This is a genomic window from Halosegnis longus, assembly GCF_009663395.1.
GTDB classification, from domain to species: domain Archaea; phylum Halobacteriota; class Halobacteria; order Halobacteriales; family Haloarculaceae; genus Halosegnis; species Halosegnis longus.
This window is the reverse complement of sequence record NZ_QKNW01000001.1, coordinates 857,786-881,179: the sequence shown is the minus strand read 5'-3', so window position 1 is coordinate 881,179 and position 23,394 is coordinate 857,786. Positions and strand designations below refer to the sequence as shown.

General features: G+C 68.5%; 24 protein-coding genes and 1 tRNA gene. 9 read left to right on the top strand and 16 right to left on the bottom strand.

The annotated features are described in order from the left end of the window. Nucleotides 1-2 precede the first annotated feature (2 nt). From DM818_RS04905 to DM818_RS04890, 4 genes are all read left to right on the top strand, one after another. Nucleotides 3-76, top strand: a tRNA-Tyr gene (locus tag DM818_RS04905). Nucleotides 77-553: 477 nt separating this feature from the next. Next, entirely contained in the window at nucleotides 554-2,647 is a 2,094-nt protein-coding gene (locus DM818_RS04900) for a sensor histidine kinase (protein ID WP_153952383.1), read from the top strand. Nucleotides 2,648-2,683: 36 nt separating this feature from the next. After that, entirely contained in the window at nucleotides 2,684-3,346 is a 663-nt protein-coding gene (locus DM818_RS04895; protein WP_123123718.1) for a cob(I)yrinic acid a,c-diamide adenosyltransferase, read from the top strand. A 168-nt stretch (nucleotides 3,347-3,514) separates the two neighbouring features. Continuing rightward, nucleotides 3,515-4,708 carry a lactate 2-monooxygenase gene (locus DM818_RS04890; RefSeq protein WP_075937836.1) on the top strand — a complete coding sequence of 398 codons (1,194 nt, stop codon included), beginning with the start codon at nucleotides 3,515-3,517 and terminating at the stop codon, nucleotides 4,706-4,708. On the opposite strand, the gene cobS is transcribed toward DM818_RS04890, so the two are convergent. From cobS to DM818_RS04860, 6 genes are read right to left on the bottom strand one after another with little or no spacing between them, the layout of a single operon-like run. After that, nucleotides 4,705-5,433: an adenosylcobinamide-GDP ribazoletransferase gene (gene cobS / locus DM818_RS04885; protein ID WP_075937837.1), complete on the bottom strand. Its 729-nt coding sequence runs from the start codon at nucleotides 5,431-5,433 to the stop codon at nucleotides 4,705-4,707. The genes DM818_RS04890 and cobS overlap by 4 nt on opposite strands. After that, on the bottom strand, nucleotides 5,433-6,347 hold the full coding sequence (cbiB, locus tag DM818_RS04880; protein ID WP_075937838.1) for an adenosylcobinamide-phosphate synthase CbiB: 915 nt from the start codon (nucleotides 6,345-6,347) through the stop codon (nucleotides 5,433-5,435). The genes cobS and cbiB overlap by 1 nt, the downstream gene beginning before the upstream one ends. Then, nucleotides 6,344-6,964: an HAD family hydrolase gene (locus DM818_RS04875; RefSeq protein ID WP_075937839.1), complete on the bottom strand. Its 621-nt coding sequence runs from the start codon at nucleotides 6,962-6,964 to the stop codon at nucleotides 6,344-6,346. Before DM818_RS04875 ends, cbiB begins: the two co-directional genes overlap by 4 nt. A 20-nt stretch (nucleotides 6,965-6,984) precedes the next feature. Beyond that, nucleotides 6,985-7,701, bottom strand: coding sequence for an adenosylcobinamide amidohydrolase (locus DM818_RS04870; protein ID WP_075937840.1), 717 nt, complete (start codon nucleotides 7,699-7,701; stop codon nucleotides 6,985-6,987). After that, nucleotides 7,688-8,698: a threonine-phosphate decarboxylase gene (locus tag DM818_RS04865; RefSeq protein ID WP_075937841.1), complete on the bottom strand. Its 1,011-nt coding sequence runs from the start codon at nucleotides 8,696-8,698 to the stop codon at nucleotides 7,688-7,690. Before DM818_RS04865 ends, DM818_RS04870 begins: the two co-directional genes overlap by 14 nt. Continuing rightward, nucleotides 8,698-9,243 (bottom strand): NTP transferase domain-containing protein, encoded by a 546-nt coding sequence (locus DM818_RS04860; RefSeq protein ID WP_075937842.1) that lies wholly within the window; start codon nucleotides 9,241-9,243, stop codon nucleotides 8,698-8,700. Before DM818_RS04860 ends, DM818_RS04865 begins: the two co-directional genes overlap by 1 nt. A gap of 79 nt (nucleotides 9,244-9,322) precedes the next feature. Here DM818_RS04860 and DM818_RS04855 point away from each other — a divergent pair, with 79 nt between their 5' ends. After that, nucleotides 9,323-9,913 (top strand): high-affinity nickel-transporter protein, encoded by a 591-nt coding sequence (locus tag DM818_RS04855; protein ID WP_123123720.1) that lies wholly within the window; start codon nucleotides 9,323-9,325, stop codon nucleotides 9,911-9,913. Here the strand turns inward: DM818_RS04855 and DM818_RS04850 are convergent. From DM818_RS04850 to uvrA, 5 genes are all read right to left on the bottom strand, one after another. Then, entirely contained in the window at nucleotides 9,910-10,716 is an 807-nt protein-coding gene (locus DM818_RS04850) for an aminoglycoside N(3)-acetyltransferase (protein ID WP_123123721.1), read from the bottom strand. The genes DM818_RS04855 and DM818_RS04850 overlap by 4 nt on opposite strands. Before the next feature lie 45 nt (nucleotides 10,717-10,761). Further along, complete coding sequence (locus tag DM818_RS04845) at nucleotides 10,762-11,838, bottom strand: geranylgeranyl reductase family protein (RefSeq protein WP_153952382.1); 1,077 nt, start codon at nucleotides 11,836-11,838, stop codon at nucleotides 10,762-10,764. Between the two features lie 43 nt (nucleotides 11,839-11,881). Next, nucleotides 11,882-12,565, bottom strand: coding sequence for a winged helix-turn-helix domain-containing protein (locus tag DM818_RS04840; protein ID WP_075937846.1), 684 nt, complete (start codon nucleotides 12,563-12,565; stop codon nucleotides 11,882-11,884). Between the two features lie 44 nt (nucleotides 12,566-12,609). Continuing rightward, a complete protein-coding gene (locus DM818_RS04835) occupies nucleotides 12,610-13,614 on the bottom strand; it encodes a hypothetical protein (protein WP_143823812.1) in 1,005 nt (334 codons plus the stop codon). 160 nt (nucleotides 13,615-13,774) lie between these two features. Beyond that, a complete protein-coding gene (gene uvrA / locus DM818_RS04830) occupies nucleotides 13,775-16,732 on the bottom strand; it encodes an excinuclease ABC subunit UvrA (protein ID WP_075937848.1) in 2,958 nt (985 codons plus the stop codon). 96 nt (nucleotides 16,733-16,828) lie between these two features. Here uvrA and DM818_RS04825 point away from each other — a divergent pair, with 96 nt between their 5' ends. Together DM818_RS04825 and DM818_RS04820 are read left to right on the top strand one after the other, a co-directional pair. Beyond that, nucleotides 16,829-17,401 carry an LURP-one-related/scramblase family protein gene (locus tag DM818_RS04825; RefSeq protein WP_075937849.1) on the top strand — a complete coding sequence of 191 codons (573 nt, stop codon included), beginning with the start codon at nucleotides 16,829-16,831 and terminating at the stop codon, nucleotides 17,399-17,401. Continuing rightward, nucleotides 17,401-17,586 carry a hypothetical protein gene (locus tag DM818_RS04820; protein ID WP_075937850.1) on the top strand — a complete coding sequence of 62 codons (186 nt, stop codon included), beginning with the start codon at nucleotides 17,401-17,403 and terminating at the stop codon, nucleotides 17,584-17,586. Before DM818_RS04825 ends, DM818_RS04820 begins: the two co-directional genes overlap by 1 nt. On the opposite strand, the gene DM818_RS04815 is transcribed toward DM818_RS04820, so the two are convergent. Genes DM818_RS04815 through DM818_RS04805 form a run of 3 tightly spaced genes read right to left on the bottom strand, consistent with a single transcriptional unit; the run spans nucleotide 17,587 to nucleotide 19,080 of the window. Then, entirely contained in the window at nucleotides 17,587-18,069 is a 483-nt protein-coding gene (locus DM818_RS04815; RefSeq protein ID WP_079988923.1) for a hypothetical protein, read from the bottom strand. It abuts the gene before it with no gap. Further along, on the bottom strand, nucleotides 18,066-18,284 hold the full coding sequence (locus DM818_RS04810) for an AbrB/MazE/SpoVT family DNA-binding domain-containing protein (RefSeq protein WP_075937851.1): 219 nt from the start codon (nucleotides 18,282-18,284) through the stop codon (nucleotides 18,066-18,068). The genes DM818_RS04815 and DM818_RS04810 overlap by 4 nt, the downstream gene beginning before the upstream one ends. A 55-nt stretch (nucleotides 18,285-18,339) precedes the next feature. Continuing rightward, complete coding sequence (locus DM818_RS04805) at nucleotides 18,340-19,080, bottom strand: SDR family NAD(P)-dependent oxidoreductase (protein ID WP_123123723.1); 741 nt, start codon at nucleotides 19,078-19,080, stop codon at nucleotides 18,340-18,342. 165 nt (nucleotides 19,081-19,245) lie between these two features. Between DM818_RS04805 and DM818_RS14900 the strand changes: the two genes are divergently transcribed. Then, nucleotides 19,246-19,407 carry a hypothetical protein gene (locus tag DM818_RS14900; protein WP_172977287.1) on the top strand — a complete coding sequence of 54 codons (162 nt, stop codon included), beginning with the start codon at nucleotides 19,246-19,248 and terminating at the stop codon, nucleotides 19,405-19,407. A 68-nt stretch (nucleotides 19,408-19,475) separates the two neighbouring features. On the opposite strand, the gene DM818_RS04800 is transcribed toward DM818_RS14900, so the two are convergent. After that, entirely contained in the window at nucleotides 19,476-20,837 is a 1,362-nt protein-coding gene (locus DM818_RS04800) for a DUF402 domain-containing protein (RefSeq protein ID WP_153952381.1), read from the bottom strand. Next, on the bottom strand, nucleotides 20,834-21,205 hold the full coding sequence (locus DM818_RS04795; RefSeq protein ID WP_153952380.1) for a DUF7532 family protein: 372 nt from the start codon (nucleotides 21,203-21,205) through the stop codon (nucleotides 20,834-20,836). Before DM818_RS04795 ends, DM818_RS04800 begins: the two co-directional genes overlap by 4 nt. A gap of 111 nt (nucleotides 21,206-21,316) precedes the next feature. Between DM818_RS04795 and DM818_RS04790 the strand changes: the two genes are divergently transcribed. Then, a complete protein-coding gene (locus DM818_RS04790) occupies nucleotides 21,317-22,813 on the top strand; it encodes a carboxypeptidase M32 (RefSeq protein ID WP_075937855.1) in 1,497 nt (498 codons plus the stop codon). Nucleotides 22,814-23,394: the final 581 nt, after the last annotated feature.

The window sequence follows — 23,394 nt, the reverse complement described above, 5'->3', positions numbered from 1 at the left end:
GCCCGCCCTTAGCTCAGACTGGTAGAGCAGTCGACTGTAGATCGACTTGTCCCCCGTTCAAATCGGGGAGGGCGGACTGCTTCTCACGCCGTATCAGAGCATCCGACAGTTCCAACGCCGTCTTGCGATTTCGGCGGTCAATCGACCCCGGAAAATTTAGAGTCGAACGGGCTACCTAACGGCCCCCTTCGCCGTCGGGCGGTTTCCGTAGCTGAAACTGATATTTCGCGTTCTGACACCGCTGGCCCTTCTATACTCTCGAAGAAGTAACAGCGTACAGTGGGCTGGAGGGCGGTCTTTCCTGTCGTCGGGGTCATCCTGACGGTGGCGTCGAGTGTTCTTTCTGCGACTACGTTCGCTGTCAAAGCGATGCACGCCGGCGATTCGAGTTTGGAACAGGAAGAAATCGACAGCGTCCCCAACAGAACTCTACGCCCATACCGACATCCTGCACGACGGTGCGGCGGCGAAGCATCCACGAGCTACGGACCATGCCCGGGCGTTCAGCCGACTTGACGCACCTTTTAAATACGGCTGGGTTCCACAGTACGGTGTGACAGCCCGGGTGATCTGCCTCGGTCAGACGTGTGACGGGGCAGTTGGAGACGCGCTGTCGGCCGCCGGCTACACGGTGGAGACAGTTGCCACGCCGGCCGATGCTCGCGAGCGGCTGCCCGGTGCGGCCGCGCTCGTCGTCGGGTCGACCATCTCACCCGAGGAAACGCTCTCGTTGTGTCGACAGAACGTGTCGGTCGTCGTCTACGCCGACGAGGGCGACGCCTCCTTCGCGAGTGAGCTGTTTGCTGCCGGTGCCGACGACTACGTTCTCAGCGACGAGTGTCCGCCGGCGTCGCTTCCCGACCGGCTGGACGGGTCGGTTGCGATGGCCCCCGAACAGCAGTACCGACAGCTGTTCGACACGCTCGGCGACTTCGTCTACGTGATGGGCGAGGACGGGACCTTCCTCGCCATCAACGACGCCGCGGTCGAACTCTCCGGCTACGAGCGGGAGGAACTCGTCGGTGAACACGTCTCGGTGCTGATGGACGAGACGGACGTCCGCCGGGGACAAGAGAAGATTCGGGAACTGCTCGACGGTGCCGACACCGTCACCTACGAGATGTCCGTCCAGACGAAACACGGCGAGCAGCGATACGTCGAGAACCACGTCGCGCTGCTGCCGGCTCCCGAGGGTGAGTTCCGCGGGACGGTCGGCGTGTTGCGCGACGTGACCGACCGCCACCGTCGCGACCAGCGGCTCCACGGGCTCCACGACACGACCAGACAGCTGTTTGCCGCAAGCGACCCCGAGACGATTGCAGACCGGGTCGTCGACGCGGCGGGCGACGTGCTCGGTCACGAGATTTCGATGGTTCGGCTCCGCGAGGAGGACCACCTCGTCCCGGCGAGCACGCCACAGAGTGTCGTCGACCGGCTGGGCGAGCGTGGCCCCGTCGCGGTCGACGCCGACCGGTCCGTCGCGCGGGCGTTCCGCAGCGGTGAGTCGGTGTACTTCGACGGCGACGACCCCGACGACCTCCCGCTCGAGGGGAGCTACTACGTCCCGCTCGGCTCGTACGGCGTGCTCAGTATCGGTATCACCGACCCGGACGGGCTCGGTGACTCCGACCGGACGCTCGCGAACGTGCTCGCGGCCGAGCGCGACCGGTTCGCCGCGCTGTTCGAGAACGTCCCCGACCCGGCGGTGTACGTCGAGTTCGAGGGTGACGAGCCGATCGCCCGCGACGTGAATCCGGCCTTCGAGTCGGTGTTCGGCTACGACCGCGAGCTGGTGCTCGACGAGTCGCTCGACAAGCATATCATCCCCGAGTCGAACCGCCACGACGCCGAGCAGTACAACGCCAACATCCGGGCCGGCGAGAGCTTCCACGGCGAGGTGCGCCGGCTCACCAGCGAGGGGCCGCGCGATTTCCTGCTCCACGTCGTCCCGTACGAGATCGGCTCCGAGTCGACCCGCGGCTTCGCCGTCTACACCGACATCACGGAACAGAAGCGCCGCGAGCGCGAACTCGAACGCCAGAACGAACGGCTCGACGAGTTCGCCGCCGTCGTGAGCCACGACCTGCGGAACCCGCTGAACGTCGCCCGCGGTCGGCTCGAACTCGCGCGCGAGACCGGCGAACCCGAGCAGTTCGAGAAGTCGATTGCCGCGCTCGACCGGATGGAGCGGCTCGTCAGCGGGCTGTTGTCGCTCGCTCGCCACGGCCAGAGCGTCGGCGAACCCGAGGCCGTCGACCTCGACTCGGTCGTACACGCGGCGTGGGGAAGCGTCCCCGGCGACGCCACGCTGGCTATCGAGGCGACGCCGACCATCCGCGCCGACCCCGAGCGGCTCTCACAGCTGTTCGAGAACCTCTTTCGCAACGCCGTCGAACACGGCGACCGGCCGACCGTGACCGTCGGCCCCCTCCCGACCGGCTTCTACGTCGCCGACGACGGACCGGGCGTGCCGGCCGACGAGCGCGACCAGGTGTTCGAGTTCGGCCACTCCGGCGGCGACGGCACCGGCTTCGGGCTCGCCATCGTTCGCTCCATCGCCGAGGCGCACGACTGGGCGGTGTCGCTCACGGACAGCGAGTCGGGCGGCGCGCGCTTCGAGTTCACCGGCGTCGAGTTCGTCGAGTGACGACACGACTTTCGTGGTGACACTCCTCTCGCCGGTATGTACGACCGGACACCGGGCGGTGGAGAGAAACCGACCGCGGAGCCAATCGAGCCGAGCGCCCCCGAGGAGTTCGGCTGCACCCAGGCGTGGTGGGGCGACGGGAAGGGGAAGACGACCGCCGCCATCGGGATGGGGATGCGCGCGGCCGGTCACGGCTACCGCGTCCACCTGCTCCAGCTCATGAAGGGTGGTGCAGACAGCGTCGAAGCGACCCGCGGCGAGTACAACGCCATCGCCGCCCTCCCCGGCTACAGCTACGAGAACCTCGGCCACTACGGCTGGCACGCGCTCAACGACGGGAGCGACGACCGCGACCACGAACAGGAGGCGGCCGCCGGCTTCGAGCGCGCCCGCGAGGTCGTCGATGGGTGTCACGACGCCGACCTCACGACGCACTTCGACCCGGACGGGGCCGCGGACGAGGGGGTCCACATGCTCATCGTGGACGAACTGCTGTACGCCGTCGACCGCGACCTCGTCTCGTCGGACGCCGTCGTCGAGTTCGTGGCGTCGAAGCCGGCGAATCTCGAACTCGTCCTCACCGGCTCGCACTCGTCGCCGGAGTATCTCGACGGGACCGCCGACCTCGTCTCCAACGTCCGGAAGGTGGCTCACCCGTTCGACGCCGGAATCCGGGCGCGCCGCGGCACCGAGTACTGAGCGTCCGACGCAGCGCAGACGGGCGGCAAACGGGCGTCGGACGCGACGAAACAGCTATACGGCGGCCGGATTCAGCCGCGAACGGAGGTCGTCCACGGCCTCTCACGCTCCTTCCCGTTTCGTTCGGTCGAGCCGTAGAGTTATGCCGCCGGCCCCGCCACCCCCTGTATGTCAGACGACGACACCCACGGCGAGCAGTTCGGCGTGAAGCAGATTCGCGAGGTGTACCGACGCGGGATGTTCGACGGCGAGACGCCCGACTTTCCCGTCTCCTTCGAGACGCTCCGCGAGGAGGCCACCGAACGGATGTCGTGGCAGGCGCAGGCGTACATCCACGGCGGGGCCGGCACGGAGGAGACGTTCGAGCGCAACAAGGAGTTCTCGCGCTGGCGCATCGTCCCCCGAATGCTGCGTGGCGTCGCCGACCGCGACCTCTCGGTGGACGTTCTCGGCGAGGAACACGCCTACCCGCTGATGATTACTCCGCTCGGAGTGCAGGGACTCGTCCACGAGGAGGGCGAACTCGCGACCGCGCGCGCGGCCGCCGACCTCGACGTGCCCTTCGTGCTCTCGTCGCTGTCCACCCGGTCGATGGAGGAGGTGGCAGACGCCCTCGGTGACACGCCGAAGTGGTTCCAGTACTACTGGTCTGCAGACCGCGACGTGGCGGCGTCGTTCCTCGACCGCGCCGAGGAAGCCGGCTACGAGGCGATCGTGCTCACCGTCGACGCGCCGACGCTCGGCTGGCGCGAACGGCTCCTCTCGAAGGGGTACTACCCGTTCCTCGACGGCGAGGGGATGGGCAACTACTTCTCGGACCCGGCCTTCCGCGAATCGCTCGACGAGCCGCCCGAGGAGAATCCGGAGGCCGCCGTCGACCGCTTCCTCTCCGTCTTCGGCGACGCCTCGCTCACGTGGGACGACCTGGAGTTCGTCTTCGAGCGCACCGACCTCCCGGTCATCATCAAGGGAATCCTCCACCCCGACGACGCCCGCAAGGCGGTCGAGGCGGGCGCGGCCGGCGTGCAGGTCTCCACCCACGGCGGCAGACAGATCGACGGCTCCATCTCCGCCATCGAGGCGCTCCCGGACATCGTCGAGGAAGTCGGCGACGAGACGACGGTGCTGTTCGACTCGGGGATTCGCCGCGGCGAACACGCGTTCAAAGCCCTCGCGCTCGGGGCCGACTCCGTGATGTTGGGTCGCCCGTTCGTCTACGGACTCGCTCACTCCGGCCAGGACGGCGTCGAGCAGGTGCTCAGAAACACGCTCTCGCAGCTCGACCTCACGATGGGGCTTGCGGGTATCGACGCCGCGAGCGATATCGACGCCGACGCCGTGCGCGACGAGAAGACTCTCTAAACGAGCAGCAGACCGGCATACACTCCGGCCAGTCGCCCGAGTTCGTTCGTCGCGCCGAACACGTCACCGTTGACGCCGCCGAGATTCTCCGTCGCCCACCGGCGGAGCCACCACGCGACCGCGAGCGGCGCGACGAGCGCGGCCGACATTGCGAATCCGCCGAACGCGGCGAGACCGACTGCCGGCACCGCGACGACGAGCGGTCCAAGCATATCCTCGGGTTCACACTGCTCCGTGAACGCGCTCGCGAACCCTTCGTGGCTCGCCCGCCCGGTGCAGACGAGTGTCGCCATCGCCAGCTTCGCGCCGACCTCGCTCGCGACGACGAGCGCGACCCCGACCCGGAGCGGGAGCCGAGCCAGTCCCAGCCCGGCGACGGCCAGTCCGACGAGTGCGACCCCGAGCGCGAGCACTGCACCGACGCCGACCTCGCTGTCTTTCAACACGGCGCGTCGCCGCTCGCTGTCCCCGTGGACCACCATCGCATCGCCGAGGTCGGCCAGCCCGTCGACGTGGTTCACGCCGGTCAGGAGAACGAGCGCGACCAGATACGCGAACGGAACGAGTGTCGGCGGAAACAGGAGCGCGAGCGCCGCCAGCCCGCCGACGAGCCAGCCGACGACCGGGAAGGTCCACGGCGCGCGAGCGAAGGCGTCCCAGTCGTCCCCGTCGGCGCTGACCGGAATTCGGGTGAGGAAGCCGACTGCGCCACCGAGTGCGCCCATCAGAGCCACCCCGCGTACGCGAGCAGGAGCGCGGCAAGTCCCCACGTGAGCCAGCCGGCCCGCGCGACGAGCCGAATCCCTCGGTCCACGTCCCCCGATTCGGGCGGCCGGGCCACGTCGTTGAGGACGTAGGCCCCCGGCTTTTCGAGTCGAACGGCGAGCGCCGAGGCGACGGTCCCCATCGGCCAGCCGGAGTTGGGCGAGGAGACGCGGTCGACCCAGCCGCGGGCGCGCCACGGCGTCTCGGGGTCGACGGCAGCGACCGCGAGTGCCAGCGCCGACAGCCGCGCCGGGAGCCACATCACGATGTCGTCGAGGCGGGCGCTCGCCGTCCCGTGGCGCTTGTCCGGGTAGCCGAGCATCGAGTCGAGCGTGTTGACCGTCTTGACGAACGCGGCCGCGCCGGCCGCCACGGGCAGAGAGACGAGCGCCCCAAGGCCGAACGCGAGTACGGGTGCGACCAGCCCGTCGGCGAGGTTCTCGGCGATGCTCTCGATGGCAGCAGAGCGAATCTCACTCGCGTCGAGGTCGCTGCTGTCGCGCCCGGCCAGCGACCGAAGCCGGTCGCGCGCCGCGTCGATGTCCTCTCCGAGCAGGCGCTCGACGGCGCGCGCTTCGTCCAACAGCATCCGGAGACTCGTCGCCGAGAAGAGCGCGAGTCCGGCCACCACCGCCGCGGCCGGTACCGACACCGGGACCAGCACGGCGACGACTGCTCCGACGCCCGCGCCGACGAGCACCGGGAGCACGACGGCGATGGAGACGCCCATCTCGAAGGGGCTGTTCCACTCCCGGTCGAGGGGTGAAATCGCCCGCCCGAGGAGCGCGACCGGGTGGACGCGGTTCGGTGGCTCGCCGACCAGTCGGTCGAGGAAGGCGGCGAGCACGACCGCGCCCGCGGCGGCGACGCTCATCGGAACAGCGCCTCCAGCGGCGTCTCGCGCACGTCGATGAACCGGCCGCCGACCGCCTCGATGCCGGCGTCGGCGTCGCTGTCACCGACGTGGGTTAGCTCGTTCACGTCACAGTCGAGTTGGCGTGCGACCGCCTCGAAGGCGCGACTGTCGGGCTTTCGCCAGCCGCAGGAGAGACTCGTCGCGACCACGTCGAACAGTGGGTCGCGGTCCTCGGTCGCCCAGCGGAGGTCGGCCGACAGGAGACTCCGGCGGGCGAGTTCGGGGACAGAACAGTTCGAGAGCAGGCCGACGGGACCGCGCTCGCGGGCGCGCTCGACGGCCGCACGCGCACCCTCGCGGGCTGTCACGTCGGGTTCGAAGGCGGCGGTGACAGCGCGGCGGGCGGCGTTGTCCGGGGCCGAGACGCCCCGCGAGTCGAGCGCGCGGGCGACGTGGGCGTGCAGTGGCACCTCGGCACCCTCGGGCGCGTCGACGTGTGGTTCGGCGTAAGCGTCGGCCCAGTCGTCGGGGACCGCGACGCCACGCTCGCGGAGTTCGCGTCCGACGGCCGCCGCGGGGTCTGCCGGTCGGGCCGCGTCGACGAGCGTACCGAACAGATCGAACGTAACGGGCACACTCGCAGAACGACACCGGTCTACTTCGGCGTATCGCTCGGATCGAACACCGCGGCCCGGACCGTCGTCTCGACGCCGTACTCCGCATCAGCGACCGACTTCGGGAGCGCCGTGTCGGCGTACCGCGAGGCGAGACTCTCGCGCACCGCCTCGCGCACACAAGCACGGGCCGCCCGGCCCACCGCGGTCGCACTTCCTGCGAACTGCGCCGGGTCGCCGTCGCGCGCGCTCCCGACGATGACGGCGTCGGAGGTCGTCCCCGGAACCCCCGTCTCGTGGAGCAGCGTGGCGGCCTTCGTCTCGGCGACGAGCGCGAGCAGACTCGCGAGCGCACCATCGGGGAGTCGGCGTGTCGTCGCCAGCAGGACATTCACGGTCCCAGGATTCGGTGGCGTATCCCCGGCGTTCGGCTCCGCCGGCTCGCCGTCGGGGTCCATCGGTAACCCCGCGGGGTTCGAGACGCCGGCCGTCGCGACCGCCGTGACGGAGTCGAGTCGCGTCCCCCTCGCGTGCTGCTGTTCCACCCCGGTCAGCAGAGTCGGGCCGTCGTCGAACTCGGCTTCGCGGCGGCGCTCGCGGGCGTAGGTCGCGAGGTCGGTCCGGTCGAACCCCTCCGGGACGGTGACGTTGTACGCGCTCGTTCCCTCGGCGTAGCCGCCGTCGAAGCCGGCCGACAGCCACCGCGTCGCCGGACCGTGAAGTCGACAGACGCCTGCCCGGCGGTCACTCCGGTACATCGACCCCAAGTGCGGCGAGCAGTCGTTCGTTCTCGCCACGTTCGCGCACCGCCACGCGCATGTGTGAGTCCAGCCCCCGGAAGGTGGTGGCGTCGCGAACGACGACGCCCGATTCTCGCGCCCGCTCGACGAGCCGTTCGTGGTCGGGGACCGCCACGAGCAGGAACGGCGAGTCACTCGGCGCGACGGTGAACTCCGTGGCGAGTGCGCGTTCGAGGAAGGCGCGTTCCCGGGCCACGCGCTCGCGCGTTGCCCGGATGAACGCCGTCTCGCGCATCGAGACGGTCCCGACGCGGGCGGCGGGCCAGCCGAGCGACCACGCGCGCCGGGCAGTTTCCAGTCGCTCCGATTCCCGTCCGTCGACGGCAAAGCCGGCCCTGAGTCCGGGAAAGCCGAACAGCTTCGTCAGCGAGCGCGCGACGACCACGCCCGGCTCGCCCGCGAGCGACGGCTCGTCGGTGAAGCCGAGAAACGCCTCGTCGGCGACGAGCAGGGTGTCGCTCTCTCGACAGCGGGCAGCGAACTCCCGGAGCCGGGCGGGGTCGTAGCTGTCGCCGGTCGGATTGTTCGGGTTACAGACGACAGCGAGGGCGTGGGGTTCGGGGTCGCTGTCGAGCAGGTCGTCGTGGGGGACCAGCGACGGCTCCCCGCCCTGTAGCTCGACTTCGCGGGCGTACTCCCCGAAGCTCGGATACGGGACGAGCGCCGACTCGCCCGGTCGTATCGCGGTCGCAACCGCGAGCCGGAGCGCGGCCAACCCGCCGGCCGTCGGGACGACCTGCTCGGGGTCACAATCGACGTACGCTGCGGCCGCGGCCCGGAACTCGGAGTAGTCGTCGGGCGGATACGAGCGCGACTCGGCGAAGGCGGCGTCGTAGGCCGTGCGCGCCCCGTCGGGCACGCGGGTGTTGATGTTGGCCGAGAAGTCGAGCACGTCGGGGTCGTCGCTGGAGCCGTGGGGGACCCGGTCGACCGAATCGACGCTGTCGGGGTCCATCAGCAGAGCCGCTCCGCGACGGTCGCGTCGCTCGCGTAGTTCACGTTCACGGCCAGCCGGGCGTCCCACCGGCGGTCGATTTCATCCTCGCCGTCGCCGACCAGATTCAGCCCCGAGGGCGACAGCTCCTCGCCCGCGACCGTCTGCGTCCGGTCGGGACGCACGTCGAGTGCGCGCTGGAGTCGCGTCGGCACGCAGACGCTCGTCGAGCGCTCACGATTCAACAGGCTGTCGACGTGTTCAGCAGTGAGTAAGGGCAGGTCGGCGACGGCGGTGACGGCGGGCGTCCCCACCGTTTCGAGTGCGCGCGTCAGGTCGGCGACGTACCCCTCGCCAGCGGTGTCGATGACGGTCGCGCGGTCGCGAACGTACGTGCGGGTGTCGGGTGTCTGTGGCGTGACGGCAGCATAGACGGTGTCGACGCCCGAACCGTCGAGCGCGTCGAGCACGCGCCCGACCATCGGCTCGCCGGCCACCTCGTACAGCGGCTTCTCGCCGGCGTCGAGCCGCGTCCCCTCGCCGCCACACAACACGAGTGCGTCCATACCGGGAATTTGGGGGGCCGGCTGTTCGGTGTTTCGCCCGAATAGACAGCGCTTTCGGCGGCGGGAGAGTGGTCGGGGTATGCTCGAACTCCCCTTCCTCGTCGGTGGGCTGTTCGGCGTGCGCCACACGTTCGAGGCCGACCACGTCGCCGCCGTCGCCACCCTCGTCGAGGACGACGACCGCCCCGTGACCGCCGGCCTCGCGTGGGGTGTCGGCCACTGTCTCCCGGTCCTCGCGCTCGGCGGCCTGTTTCTCGCGCTCGGGGTCGAACTGCCGGCACTCGCGAACCGCGTCGTCGAGTTCGCCGTCGCCGCCCTGCTCGTCCTGCTGGGCGTGCGCGTCCTGCTCGACCGGCCGCCAATCGGCTCGCGGCTCTTCGACCACGACCACACGGACGAGGCCTCCTTCCTCGTCGGTATCGTCCACGGCTTCGCCGGCAGCGGCGGTGTCGTGGTCGCGCTCGCCGCCGCGGCGGGGAGCTCTCTCGCGGGCGCTGGCTTCCTCGCCGGCTTCTCGGTCGCGACCGTCGTCGGGATGGGCCTCGCCTCGTGGGGTGTCGGCCACGCGGTCGGGCGACTGCGCCCCCTCCGGCTCGTCGCCGGGCTCGCCAGCGTCGTCGTCGGCCTCCTCCTCGGACTGGAGACGCTCGGTCTCGGCGTCGGACTCTAACGGTTCGCTTCGAGCCACTCGGTCGCGAACTCGAGCAGCGCCGGCTGGTCGAACAGCACGGCGTCGGCGTTGCCGACCGTTCCCGTCGCAGCGTCCTCGGGTCGTGCCTCCACGAACGCCTCCCCGCAGGCAGCGAAGTCGCTGTCGTCGTAGTCGGGTTCGGTGAACGTGACCCACTCCTGACTCCCGTCGACGAGCATCGGTGCGCCGGCCTCGACGCGACCGGCGTCGATGTCGGCGAGGTGTTCCGCGAGATGGAGCGAGGTGTTGCGCCCCCAGTCGCAGCCGACCATCAGCACCTTTCCGCCGAGGTCGCGCACGGTTGCGAGCGGTGACTCCGGGCCCATCCCGTCTTCGAGCGGGTGATCGGCGACGATTCGGTCGGCGTCCGGGCCGAGCGCGGCGACGGAGTAGAGCGGGTGCCCGCTCCGGACGGCGTCGTCGTAGCTCCGCAGACAGTCAGCAATCGCGCCCATCCCGCGTGTCGGCGTCGCGTCGGGCCGATACGCGGGGGTAGCATCCCGAATCGGCCCGTACCACGACTCCGGGACGGGCGGATTCTCCCACCCGCTCGGGTCGGAGAGGTCGGTCGAGTGGGTCGGCACGACGATGGTCCCCTCGGACACGGCACGGCGAACCCCCTCGACTGCACCCTGCGCCCGGCCGGGCACCCACCCGAGCGCGGAGAGCGACGAGTGGACGAACAGCGTGTCGTCGGTCTCGACGCCCAGCGCGCGGAGGTCCTCGGCGATGCGGTCGGGGGTGACTGGCGCGTCGCTCGCTGCGACCAGTTCCTCAGACATACGCTTGGCGAGTCGGGAGTCCGTGATAGGCTTTCTGTGCTCGCGTCACAACATCGCACGCAGCTGCTCGCGGGAGAAGAGACTCGACGGCTCGTCCATGTGGACGCCGATTTCCCCGGAGAAAGCCCGGAGACCGAGCCGCTGGAGCGGCGCTGGCACCGAGTAGCCGGCCCGAATGGCGTGACCGAGTCGAATCTCGGCGCGCAGCTCCTCGCGCCACGCCGACTCGTACTCGGAGAGGGTCGTCGGGTCGGTCGGGTCGACGGTGCGGGCGGCGTGGTCGGCGCTGCGCATCCCGTAGAGGATGCCGCCGCCGGTGAACGGTTTCGTCTGGCCGGCGGCGTCACCGACGAGCAGCGACCGGCGACCGATGGTCCGGGAGGCGGGTCCGACGGGAATCAGCCCGGAACACCGGCGGTCGATGGTCGCGTCGTACCCCGATACGAGCCGGTCGAACCGGGCGTTGAGGTCATCGCCCGGTGACACCGCCAGCCCGTACTCGACGCCGTCCTCGCCCCGCGGGATGTGCCACGCGAAGAAGCCGGGGACGGTCAGGTGAACGTCGACGAACGCCTCGTGGTCCGGCTCGGGGTCGAAGCCGAGCACGCCGTGGAGGAACTCGTCCGGCTCGGGAATCGAACACTGCTCGCGGACGCGCGAGCGCGGCCCGTCCGCGCCGACGACCAGCCGCGTCTCGTGGGTCTCGGTCCCATTCGGCCCGCGTACCGTCACAGTCACCGACTCGCGACCCTCGTCGACGGCCGTGACGGTGTGGCCGTCGCGTACGTCCGCGCCTGCATCGCTCGCTGCCCCCGCGAGCGCGCGGTCGAGCCCGACGCGGTCGACCGCGTTCGAGATCGCGCCGTCGCGGTAGAACGGATACGCTCGCGACTCCGGCCCGCCGAGGTGGAACCGCGCCCCTCGAATCTCGTTTTGGAACAGCTCCTCGCGTGCGCCGTCGGGGACGTACTCCCACACGTCCAGCGACACGTGGCCCGAACAGGCCAACGGCTCGCCAATCGCTCCCTGTTCGAAGACGAGCACGTCGTGGCCGCGCTCGCTCGCGCTCCGAGCGAACCGCGAGCCGGCGGGGCCGGCACCCACGACGATAAAATCGTGCATACGCCCTGTTCGCGAGCGCGAGTAAATGCCTTTCAGTCGCGCCCTACTCCTCGTCGTCGCCCAGCAGCCGGCGCAGCAGGATGACGGCCACGAGCCCGACCGCCACGCCGGCCAGCACGCGCAGCCCCTCGTCGTCGTCGGAGAGTTCGGCCGCCTCCTCGCGCTCCGCGGCGGTTCGCGTCTCGGTCGCCTCGTCGGGCGTCTCGACGTCCGGCTCCGACTCGACCGCCTCGACCTCGACTTCGGTTCCCTCCTCGCTCTCGGACTTCGACTGCTCGGTCGCCGTCACCGCGATTTCGGTCTCGTCGCCGTCCTCGCTTTCGCCGTCCTCGGTCTCCGCATCCTCGGCCGCTTCGCCCTCTGTTTCCTCGGCCTCGGACTCTTCTTCTTCGGCTTCTTCTTCTTCCTCAGGCTCTTCTTCGGCTTCTTCTCCCTCCTCGACTTCCGGTTCCTCCTCGGCGTCTGTTTCCTCCGGTTCGGACGCCTCCTCTTCGGCGTCTGGCTCCCACGCCTCGCGTTCCTCGCCGCGCTCGGGGAGCCACCAGACGACGTTGTTCCCCTCCGTCTCGCGGTTGATGAGGTCGTCGTCGACGAGTCGCTGGAGCCGGGTCCGGGTCGTCCCGCGCGTCACCGGCAGGTGGTTCGCGACCTCGGTGGTCGTCATCTGTGGCGCGCTGTTCGACCGCAACACCTCGAGAATCGTCTCGTCATCGACAGCCGTGCTCATACGCGAGAAAACGACGGCATCCAACTTAAGTTATCCAGCCGACGCTACGCGCCCAGCGTCACCGGCTCGTCGGCGTACTCCGGGCTGAAGTACGCGCCGATCGTCACCGTGCGGTCCGTGCCGAAGCGGAGCGCAATCTCCGGGCGCGGCCAGTTATACTCGACGGAGTCGGGTCGCTCGCGGCTCACGCTGACGGTGTTGTTCCCCGGGGCGACGTACATCGTCTCGTCGGGAGCGAGCGGGCTATCGAGTCCCGCCTCCAGTCCCGCGAACGTCGCGTTGATGCTCGCGCTCCCGGTGTTGGTCACTTCGAGGACACCGCCCTCGTTGACGACCGAAACGGAGGGGGCATCGCCGGTCCAGTCCGGTTCGCTCGCGGTGGCGGAGCCGACCTCGGTCAGGCTCGTCTCGATATCCACCGCCAGCTCCTGTCCCTGCGTCTGTTGGGTCAGGTCCATGTCGATGTGGCGGACGCGGCCCTCGGCGTCGACGAGCATCCGGCCGTCGACGGTGCCGTTGACGCCGGCGACGCGGAAGCCGGTCGCCTCGTACTCGCGCACGCTGACGCCGTTCCACTCCGTCCCGCCGGCCGCGTCGAACGCGACCTGCTGGAGAATCGTGCGCGGGAACTGCTCTGCCGCGCGGAGGGTGCTCCCGGTCCGCGAGTTCGAGAGGGCGACGGAGACGTTACCCGCGAGCGCGCTGTAGGTCGCCTGCTCGCCGCGCTGGGTGCGCACCTCCGCGCTGTCGGCGTCACGCCACACCGACCGGCTCGCGCCGTTGGATGAACTCTGGGTCGCTAGCGTCCCCGACGACCCGCTGTGTATCTCGAAGCTCCCGGTCGTCCCGCTCGTCTCGACCGTCTGCTCGTAGCTGTACCGGCTCGACGCGACCGCCTCCGCGTGGGTCTGGATGGCGACGGAGACGTTCTCGACGCCCGTCTCGTTGTACCCGTCGGCAATCGGTCCCGTGGACGCATCGCCCATCAGGCCGCCACAGCCGGCGAGCGCGACTGCGAGGAAAACTGCCGCTACGGCGTATCGGTTCACAACTCACTGTCGCCCGATAGCCCATTAAGACCGTTGGTCGGCTCACGAGCCGAAATTCGGCGACTTCGAGCGTTCACAGTCGAGTCGACTACTCTGCCAGCCCGCACGTCCGCGGTCGGGCTGACTACTCTGCCGACCCGTGCGTTCACAGTCGGGTCGACTACTCCGCCGCCGGCGTCTCTGCTTCCTTCAGTTCGTGGCGGCGACTGTCAGAACGCGGGCCGTCGAGGTCGACGGTCGGGAGCAAATCGCGCAGATACCGTCCCGTGTGGGAGTCGTCGTTCTCGGCGACCGCCTCGGGCGTCCCTTCGGCGACGAGGTCGCCGCCGTGTTCGCCACCCTCCGGCCCGAGGTCGATGATGTGGTCGGCGTTCTTGACCAGATCGAGCTCGTGTTCCACGACCGCGACGGTGTTGCCGTCGTCGGTCAGCCGCTGGAGCACCTCGATGAGCTTGCGCTCGTCGGCGGAATGGAGCCCCGTCGTCGGCTCGTCCAGCAGATACAGCGTCTCGCCTTTGTCCTGTTTGCCGAGTTCTTCGGCCAACTTCACGCGCTGGGCTTCCCCGCCCGAGAGCGTCGTCGACGGCTGGCCCAGTCGCATGTAGCCGAGGCCAACGTCCTTCAGGAGTTGGAGCCGCCGGCGAAGCCCGCTGTGGGACTCGAAGAAGTCGTAGGCTTCGTCCACCTCCATGTCGAGCACGTCCGAGATGGTCTCGCCCTTGTAGGTCACGTCGAGGGTCTCGTCGTTGTAGCGCGCGCCGTCGCACTCCTCGCAGGGGACGTGCACATCGGAAAGGAAGTTCATGTCGATTTTCACGGTGCCCTGCCCGCCACAGGCCTCACACCGGCCGCCCTTGACGTTGAACGAGAACCGGCCCTTCTCGTAGCCGCGCTGTTTCGCCAGCTTCGTCTCGGCGAACAGCTCGCGGATGTGGTCGAAGACCCCGGTGTAGGTCGCGGGGTTCGAGCGCGGGGTGCGGCCAATCGGCGACTGGTCGATGAGCCGGACGCCCCGAATCTGGTCGATTCCCTCGATGTCGTCGTGTTCGCCCGGGTTCACGTCGCTGTCGTTCATCCGCTTGCGAAGCCCCTTGTACAGAATCTCGTGCAGCAGCGTCGACTTGCCAGAGCCGGAGACGCCCGTAATCGCGGTGAAACAGCCGAGCGGAAGCTCCACGTTGAGGTCGGCGAGGTTGTGCTGGCGCGCGCCCCGAATCGTCAGGTGGCCGTCGGCCTCGCGACGCTCCTCGGGCACGGGAATCCCCCGCTCGCCGGAGAGGTACTCGCCGGTGACGGAGTCGTCCTCGGCCATGATATCCGACACGTCGCCGTGGGCGACGATTTCGCCCCCTCGCTTCCCCGGCCCGGGACCCATGTCGATGACGTTGTCCGCCCGCCACATCGTCTCCTCGTCGTGTTCGACCACGATGAGCGTGTTCCCCAAGTCGCGCAGCCCCTCGAGCGTGTCGAGCAGTTTGTCGTTGTCGCGCTGGTGGAGCCCAATCGAGGGTTCATCCAGCACGTAGAGCACGCCGACGAGGCCGGAGCCGACCTGCGTCGCCAGCCGGATGCGCTGGCTCTCCCCGCCCGAGAGGGTGGCGGCCTCGCGGTCGAGCGTCAGGTATTCGAGCCCGACCTCCTCCATGAAGCCGAGTCGGGCGCGAATCTCCTTGCAGATCTCCTCGGCGATTTTGCGGTCGCGGTCCGTCAACTCCGCTTCCAGCCCCTCGAAGTACTCGAGCGCGTCGCCGATGGAGAGCTCGTTGATTTCGGTGATGTCGGTGCCGTTGACGAGCACGGCCCGCGATTCCGGCCGGAGTCGGGTGCCGTCACAGGCCGGACAGGTCGTCGTCGCCATGTACTCCTCGATGTGGTCGCGCGCGCGGTCGGAGTCCGTCTCGACGTGTCGCCGCGAGAGGTTCCCCATCACGCCCTCGAACTTCTCGGACTTTTCGCGCACGCCGTTCTTCGTGCGCCACGAGAACTCTACAATCTCATCAGTCCCGTAGAGGAACTGCTCTTGTATCTCCTCGTCCAGTTCCTCGAACGGCGTCTCGACGCTCACGCCGAAGTGGTCCGCGACGTTGTCGATCTGTCGCTGGTAGTACTTCCGATTGTACGACCACGGCTCGAACACGTCCTTCAGTGGCTTCGACGGGTCCTGCACGACGAGCCGCTCGTCCACGCTCTTGGATTCGCCGATGCCCTCACACTCTGGACACGCGCCGTGGGGACTGTTGAACGAGAACGACCGCGTCTCCAGTTCGGGCAGGTCGATGCCGCAGTGGGTGCAGGCGAGGTCCTCCGAGAAGGTGACGACGAGTCGGTCGTCGCCCTCGCCGGCCAAGTCGCCCGTCGAGCGCGTCTCGCGGCCCAGGTCGGTGTCCTCGGGCGCGTCGGGGAGAATCGCTTTCAGCGCGCCGTCGGCCTCATCGAGCGCCGTTTCGACGGAGTCCGTGATGCGCGAACGCGCCTCCTCTGATATTTTCACGCGGTCGACGACGATATCGACGGTGTGGTTGTAGTTCTCGTCCAACTCGGGGCGTTCGGTCGTCAGGTCGTACGCCTCGCCGTCGACCTCGACGCGGGCGTACCCCTCGCTCACGAGGTCGTCGAACCGGTCCTCGAAGGCTCCTTTCTGGTCGCGCACGATGGGCGCGGCAATCTTCGCGCGCGTCCCCTCGGGGAGTTCGAGCAGTCGCGACACCATGTTCTGGGCCGACTGCTCGCCGACGGGCCGGCCGCACTCTGGACAGTGCGGATTGCCGATGCGGGCGTACAGCAGGCGGAGATAGTCGTGGAGTTCGGTGACGGTCCCGACCGTCGAGCGCGGATTGTTCGCGGCGTTCTTTTGATCGATGGAGATCGCGGGTGAGAGTCCCTCGACGTTCTCGACCTGCGGTTTGTCCATCTGGCCGAGGAAGTTGCGCGCGTACGCGGACAGCGATTCGATGTAGCGGCGCTGGCCCTCGGCGTACACCGTCTCGAAGGCGAGCGAGGACTTGCCCGACCCCGACAAGCCCGTGACGACGGTAAAGGAGTCGCGGGGAATCTCGATATCGATGTCCTTGAGGTTGTGTTCTTCGGCCCCACGGACCTCGATGTGGTCTTTACTCATTACGCGAATCGAGGGACGCGCGCACGGAAACCCTGTCGGTCACGCGTCAGACGCGGCTGGCGAGCGCTTTTTCCCCCTCGGTGAGATGACACGCCCATGTCCTCCTACGACATCAGCGGCATCGAACTGACCGACTCCTCGTACACCGTCGTGCAGAGTCTCATCCGCAACAAGTACAAGGCGACGGACTCGGCCGGCAACGTCGTCCTCCGCGGGAAACAGAAGATGTTCAAGCTGAAAGAGGAGTTCCCGTTCGTCGACGGCGACGGGAACGACGTGTTCTCCGTCAAGGCCGGCGGCATCCTCGACGTGGCCGGCGACTACATGCTCACGGACAGCCAGACCGGCGAGGACCTCGCCGTCCTCGACAACGACTACTCGATGTTTCAGGACACGTGGACGATTCGCGACGCCGACTCCGAGCGCGCGCTCGCGAAAATCGACTCCCGCGGGGCCGCTATCACGCTCGCGCGGAACTTCCTCCCCTTCGGCTATCTCATCCCCCACAAGTACGAAATCACCGACGCCGACGGCGACCACGTCGGCAGCATCCACGGGAAGTTCTCGCTGCGGGACACCTACACCATCGACCTCGACGACACGAGCGACGTGCCGAAGGAGCCGGTCGTCGCCGCCGCGATGGTCATCGACGCGATTCAGAACAACTGATGGGCGACGCGGACGCCGACGAGGAACTCCCCCACCCCGAGCGGCTCGCCCTCGGTGTCGCCGTCGGCGCGGGATTCGGCACCGCACTCGGGGTCGCACTCGATGACATCGCCGTCGGTATCGCCATCGGGATGGGGACCGGCGTCTCCATCGGCGTCGCGCTCGCGTCCGTTGAGGACGAGTAATCACTCGGCGACGGTCTGTATCTCGACCTCGAAGTACGTCTCGTAGACGCCGGCGTCGAAGGTGAGCAGTCGGTCGGCCTCGCGTTCGGCGTGTGCGCCGATGGTGAAGTCGGCGGCGAGTCGCTGTCGCGACCGAATCTCCCGGCCACACTCCGGGCAGTCGTAGGTCGCCTCGTGGCCGCAGGCCGGACACTGTAACTCGGGGCCGCGACGGTCGATGTACGTGCGGAACCGCTCGCCGGCGAGAAATCGCGTCTCGGGTGCGGGCGTCACCGTCTGTATTCCGGTGTCCGAGAGGAACGCGTTGAGGTCTGCGCGCGTCTCGAACGTCGGGTCCGCCGCCAGCTCCGTCTCGACGGTGCCGGTGACGACGACCGACCCCTCCGCGACGGCCTCGCCGAGCAGGCGACTCGCCCGTTCGTTGTGGGCATCGTCGGGGTACAGAAGTGCGAGCAGCGCACTCGTGTCGATAGCCGTCCTCACCGCTCGCCACGCAGTTCTGTCATCCGTTCGGACACGGTCGCGTCGGTGTCGGCTGCGCCGCGCCACTTCTCGAAGGGGTTCTCGGTGACGCGCTTGCGGAGCACGTAGCCGTCGTCCGTCTCCTCGAAAACCACCTCGTCGCCGGCCTCGATACCGAGTCGGTCGCGGACGGGCTTGGGAATCGTCACCTGCCCCTTGCTCGTCACCTTGGACATACCGCGCGTACGAACTCGACTCACAAGAGTATTACCCGCGTGTAATACCTCGAAGTTAGACCGTCTCGGGAAGCCAGCCGCCGTCGACCTCAATGTTCTCACCGGAGAGATAGCTGGCGGCGTCAGAACAGAAGAACAGCGTCGGGGCGATGAGGTCGTCGTAGGTGGCCCACCGGCCGCGGGGAGCCTCCTCGGGGAACTCGTCGGAGCTCTCGATGACGTACGGCGAGACGGCATTAACAGTAATATTGTCCGCCTGCGTGTCGGCCGCGAGCATCCGGGTGAACATCAACACGCCGGTCTTGGCGACGAAGTACGGGAAGTTCTTCGGCGAGACGAGTCCCTTGTCGGCGGACGCGTAGCCGATATTGATGATGCGCCCCCAGCCGGCCTCGCGCATGGGTGCGAGCGCGCGCCGCGAACAGAGTACGGTCGCCTCGTAGTTGGTCGCGGTCACCTCCCGCCAACGCGACCACTCCACGGTCTCCCAGTGGATGGGTTCGAAGTCGCCGACGTTGTTGACGAGCACGTTCACGGTGTCGAGTTCCTCCTCGATTGCGCCGAAGAGGTCGTCCACGAGCGTCGGGTCGGTCACGTCGGCGGAGAACGCCTGCGCGTCGACGCCGAGCTCGCGAACCTCGGCGGCGGTCTCGCGGGCGGCCTCGCCGCTGGTGTTGTAGTGGACGGCGACGTCCGCGCCGCAGTCGGCCAGCGCGAGCGCGAACTCGCGGCCCAGCCCGCGGGCGGCACCGGTGACGAGCGCGACGCGGCCGTCGAGGTCGGGAAGCAGGTCCATACGGACGCGACACGCGCCCCGAAGATATGTGTACGGGGGCGACCCTCAACCCCACGACTCGTGTACGCGACTGCGCAGTCGGAGTCAGCTCTGGACTGGGTAGCGCCTCGCATGTATTATGAACATTCATTATACTTATTACCCTCCGGCTCCTCTACAGAGTAGATGCGCCGAGACACAATCGAGCCGATGGTTCCGAGACTGCCGACAGACGAGACGTCCACGACGACCGCTCGCGCCGACGGCGGCCAGCGCAAACCCTACGACGCCGACGAGGTAGAAGCAGCGCTCGTCCCACTCGTCTCGTCGTCCAACACGTCGAGATAGACGACCGGGCTTAGAACGGTCGCAGGGAACACACGAGATGGTCGCACGTAGCGCCGTACGAGACTGATTCAGAGCGCGCGTTCCAGCTTCGACGCGACCGACCGGGCCTTCTCGGCCAGCGGCTCGGAGACGTGGCCGGCCGCGACCGCCGCGTCGAGTTCGTCGTCGTCAACCCGCCGCACTTCGCCGTCGGGTCCCTTCACCACGTCGACGTGGAGATCGACGTAGCGCGCGGCGTTCGGAAACAGCTCGACGGGGGTACAGACGTTGACGTAGGTTCCCCGTCGCGTCCCGTCCTCGCCACGGTAGACGGTCGGATACCACCAGCGTCCCTCCTCGAACTTCGTGACGGCCACGTCGCCGGCCTGCCGGTCGACGCCGAGCGCGTCGTACGTTCCGCCGGGTGACATCTCGCGTTCGAGCGTGAGCGAGCCGTCGGCTTCGACGCTCGTCACCTCTCCTTTTCCGAGGGTGAAACACGCACCGGAGGGTTTCCCGTGGTCGATGCCGAGTCGGTCGCCCTCCTGTGGGCCGAACTGTCTGGCGACGACGGCGAAGGGGAACTCGTCGGCGTCGAACGCGCCCAGCGCCTCCGCGAAGTCGACGGCCGCGCTGGCGTCGGACGCGCCCGCCTTCACGCGGTGGTGGCCGGGCATCGTTCGCGTGACCTCCCGCCGGAGCGCGTCGAGTTCGAACCGTCCCTCGCGTCCGAACCAGACGTGGCTCGTCGAAAGCGGGGTCGCCAGCGCGGTTGGCGCGTCTGGCTCGCCCCGCGTCGGCAGGTCGTCGAACCGTTCGGCGCGGTCGGTCGCCGAATCGAGCGCAGCGCCGAGTGCGTCCATCGCGGCCTCCTCCTCGTCGCGACCCCACTTCGGTCGCCAGCCGTCCGGTACATCGGGCGGGAGCAGGTCTTCGAGCGTCGCCGCGCCGGCCGACTCCCGCGACTCCCCGCGGACGAGGCGGACGAGTTCGCCCGACACCTCGATACGGGTCGACAGTCGCGCGCGGCGGTCGGTCCACGGCGGCTTCGGTCGCCGGACCTGCACGCGCACCGTATCCCCCGTCTCGACGTGGTCGTCCGTCTCGCCGTAGGGGAGATACCCCTCGCCGTCGCCGACATCGACCACGGCTCCGCCGCCGAGGGTCTCGGTCACTTCGCCGGCGAAGACGCCGTCCTTCGGGAGCGGGTCGGTCCACGCGAGGGTGTCACGCGAGATGCCGGCCAGTCGCTCGTGGGCGTCGGCGACGGTGGCGGGGTCCCCGGAGAGGGTGACTCCCTGTCGGTCGTTGGTCGTCCACACCGCGAGGTCGGCGGGGGCGACGGGGAACGACTCGTCGAACCGGTCCCGAATCGGCGGCGACGCCTGCACCACGTCGTCGAACAGGCGTGTGAGCGCGGTGGTGTAGATGCCGCGAATCCGGACGCTCATAGCGCGTCGGGCGTGGTCGCGAACCGGGTCCGGCCGTGGCGACCCTCCAGCGTCAACTCGACCGTCTCGTCGGTCAGCACGCGCCCGTCGGTGACGGTGGCTCCCCACGTCTCGAACCGGAGCCAGCCGTGGAGGTCGCCGCCGTGGGTGTAGGTGTCGAGATACTCGACGGCGTGTTCGGCCGGTCCGTCGCCCGAGTGGGCGAGGTCCATGTCGGAGTAGAGGGTGTCGTGGTCGGCGACGAACGCTTCGAGGTCGGCTGCGGTCTCGGCGACGAGCTCGCCCACCCGCTCGGCGGCGGCCCGCAGGTCGTCGGTGTCGAGACCGGCCTCGCGGAGGGCGGTCTGTTCCCGCTGGTCGAAGTGCATACCCTGACTCGGTCCGGGGGGAAGAAAAGCGTCCTGTCGCCGGTTTGTGCCCACGTTCGGGCGGGACTGTGAACCGCCGGCTTTCTAACCGTCGCACGCCACGAGTCAGGTATGTCAGCCGACGACAGCCCCGACGCGTACGACTCCCTCCTCGAACGGTACAAACGCGCCACCTACATCGGCGACGCCGCGGGCGTCCTCTCGTGGGACCAGGAGGTCGTGATGCCGGAAGGCGGCACGCCTGCCCGCTCGAAGCAGACCTCCGCGCTCTCGGGTGCCCGCCACGACATCCTGACGAGCGACGAGTTCGAAGCCGACCTCAACGCCGCCGAGGATGCCGCGCTCTCCGACGAGCAGGCGGCCGTCGTCCGCGAGATTCGCCGCGAGTTCGACCGCGCCGCGAAGGTCCCGAAATCCCTCGTCGAGCGCATCTCCGAGGAGACATCGAACGCCCTCCCCATCTGGAAGGAGGCCAAAGCCGAGGACGACTGGGAGACGTTCGCGCCCCAGGTCGAGACGCTGCTCGAACTCAAGCGCGAGTACGCAAACCACATCGACCCCGAGGCCGACACCTACGAGGTGTTGTTCGCCGACTACGAGCCGTGGCTCGACCTCTCCGTTGCGGAGGACGTGCTCGAACAGCTTCGCGACGCCCTCCGTCCGCTCATCGACGACTTGAACGAGGCCGACGCCGACCTCGCGACCCCCTTCGACGGCACCTACTCCGACGACGACCAGTTTTCGCTCGCGGAGTCGACGCTCGAGTACCTCGGCTACCCCGACGACCACGGTCGACTCGACACCGCCCCGCACCCGTTCTCGTCGGGGACGCAGTTCGACGCCCGCGTGACGACCCGTTTCGACAACGAGGACCCCGTCGGCTCCATCGGTTCGGTCATCCACGAGTTCGGTCACGCCACCTACACCCTCGGCCTGCCCCGCGAGGAGTACGGCACCCCGCTCGGACAGAATCGCGGGCTGACGGTCCACGAATCGCAGTCTCGGCTCTGGGAGAACCACGTCGGTCGCTCGGCGTCGTTCCTCTCGAACTACGTCGACCTCGTGAACGACGACCTCGGGGCGGACATCTCGGGACAGGAACTCTACGAGGCGGCCAATCAGGTGTATCCGGACAATCTGATTCGCGTCGAGGCCGACGAGCTCACCTACCACATGCACATCATCCTCCGGTTCGAAATCGAGCGCGACCTCCTGTCGGGCGAGCTCGACGTGGCCGACGTGCCCGAGGTGTGGAACGCGAAGATGGAGGAGTATCTGGGCGTCACGCCCGACACCGACGCCGAGGGGTGTCTGCAGGATATCCACTGGGCACACGGCTCCTTCGGCTACTTCCCGACCTACTCGCTCGGCTCCGTGCTCGCGGCGCAGCTGTTCGACGCCGCCGAGTCCGACATCGAGGGGTTGGATTCACAGCTCGCGGACGGGGAGTTCGACGCGCTCCACGAGTGGCTCACCGAGGAGGTCCACCAGCACGGGGCGCGCTACACCACGAACGAACTCGTGAAACGCGCGACCGGCGAGGAGTTCTCGGCTGACGCGTTCATCGAGTACGCCGACGCGAAGTTCTCCGACCTGTACGACTTGTAGGATTACGCTGGCGTTTGATTTTGACTTTGTTTCTCTGCCTGCGTTCCTGTTACTGACGGCTTGAAAGCCCCGGGCGTGTCGTCTGGGTATCGCTCTGTTGTGACCGGCTTGAAAGCCCCGGGCGTGTCGCTTGCTGGCTACAGCTCCGTCGGTAAGACCGGCTTGAAAGCCCCGGGCGTGTCGCGGTCTCCCCGTGACATATCGGTCGCTCGCTTCGCTCGCTCCCGATAGTGGTCACGGAGCCGACCACGCAAGCGCGACACGCCCGCCCCTTTCAGTCCCACCCACCGCGACTGCACCGCCCACGAGCCTCCCCAGCCGATTCGCTCCCTACGGTCACTCATCCCTCGCGACGACGGGCGCGCACGAGGCGCGCCGGCCCACGCCACCGCACCGCATCGGTTGACTGGGCAACCGTGGCGGTGGCCTACCGCACCGCGAACGAAGTGAGCGGGTGCGGTGTGGGGAAAGGTTGGGAAAGTGGCCGGAGGCCACGGACCAGCGAGCGGGAGCGAAGCGACACGCGAGCGTGCGGTCGCGGTGCGGTTTCCCCGAGACCAAGCAACCAGAGTGGTTGCGGT

Bases quoted from the DNA above. Each gene is read 5' to 3' on its own strand.
- DM818_RS04890 (WP_075937836.1), top strand. From the start codon at position 3,515: ATGTCAGACGACGACACCCACGGCGAGCAGTTCGGCGTGAAGCAGATT.
- DM818_RS04820 (WP_075937850.1), top strand. From the start codon at position 17,401: ATGGGCGACGCGGACGCCGACGAGGAACTCCCCCACCCCGAGCGGCTC.
- DM818_RS04840 (WP_075937846.1), bottom strand. From the start codon at position 12,565: ATGAGCACGGCTGTCGATGACGAGACGATTCTCGAGGTGTTGCGGTCG.
- cbiB (WP_075937838.1), bottom strand. From the start codon at position 6,347: ATGAGCGTCGCCGCCGCGGGCGCGGTCGTGCTCGCCGCCTTCCTCGAC.
- DM818_RS04895 (WP_123123718.1), top strand. From the start codon at position 2,684: ATGTACGACCGGACACCGGGCGGTGGAGAGAAACCGACCGCGGAGCCA.
- DM818_RS04865 (WP_075937841.1), bottom strand. From the start codon at position 8,698: ATGGACCCCGACAGCGTCGATTCGGTCGACCGGGTCCCCCACGGCTCC.
- DM818_RS04855 (WP_123123720.1), top strand. From the start codon at position 9,323: ATGCTCGAACTCCCCTTCCTCGTCGGTGGGCTGTTCGGCGTGCGCCAC.
- DM818_RS04810 (WP_075937851.1), bottom strand. From the start codon at position 18,284: ATGTCCAAGGTGACGAGCAAGGGGCAGGTGACGATTCCCAAGCCCGTC.
- DM818_RS14900 (WP_172977287.1), top strand. From the start codon at position 19,246: ATGCGCCGAGACACAATCGAGCCGATGGTTCCGAGACTGCCGACAGAC.
- cobS (WP_075937837.1), bottom strand. From the start codon at position 5,433: ATGGGCGCACTCGGTGGCGCAGTCGGCTTCCTCACCCGAATTCCGGTC.
- DM818_RS04845 (WP_153952382.1), bottom strand. From the start codon at position 11,838: ATGCACGATTTTATCGTCGTGGGTGCCGGCCCCGCCGGCTCGCGGTTC.
- DM818_RS04800 (WP_153952381.1), bottom strand. From the start codon at position 20,837: ATGAGCGTCCGGATTCGCGGCATCTACACCACCGCGCTCACACGCCTG.
- DM818_RS04790 (WP_075937855.1), top strand. From the start codon at position 21,317: ATGTCAGCCGACGACAGCCCCGACGCGTACGACTCCCTCCTCGAACGG.
- DM818_RS04795 (WP_153952380.1), bottom strand. From the start codon at position 21,205: ATGCACTTCGACCAGCGGGAACAGACCGCCCTCCGCGAGGCCGGTCTC.
- DM818_RS04860 (WP_075937842.1), bottom strand. From the start codon at position 9,243: ATGGACGCACTCGTGTTGTGTGGCGGCGAGGGGACGCGGCTCGACGCC.
- uvrA (WP_075937848.1), bottom strand. From the start codon at position 16,732: ATGAGTAAAGACCACATCGAGGTCCGTGGGGCCGAAGAACACAACCTC.
- DM818_RS04825 (WP_075937849.1), top strand. From the start codon at position 16,829: ATGTCCTCCTACGACATCAGCGGCATCGAACTGACCGACTCCTCGTAC.
- DM818_RS04850 (WP_123123721.1), bottom strand. From the start codon at position 10,716: ATGTCTGAGGAACTGGTCGCAGCGAGCGACGCGCCAGTCACCCCCGAC.
- DM818_RS04870 (WP_075937840.1), bottom strand. From the start codon at position 7,701: ATGTACCGGAGTGACCGCCGGGCAGGCGTCTGTCGACTTCACGGTCCG.
- DM818_RS04805 (WP_123123723.1), bottom strand. From the start codon at position 19,080: ATGGACCTGCTTCCCGACCTCGACGGCCGCGTCGCGCTCGTCACCGGT.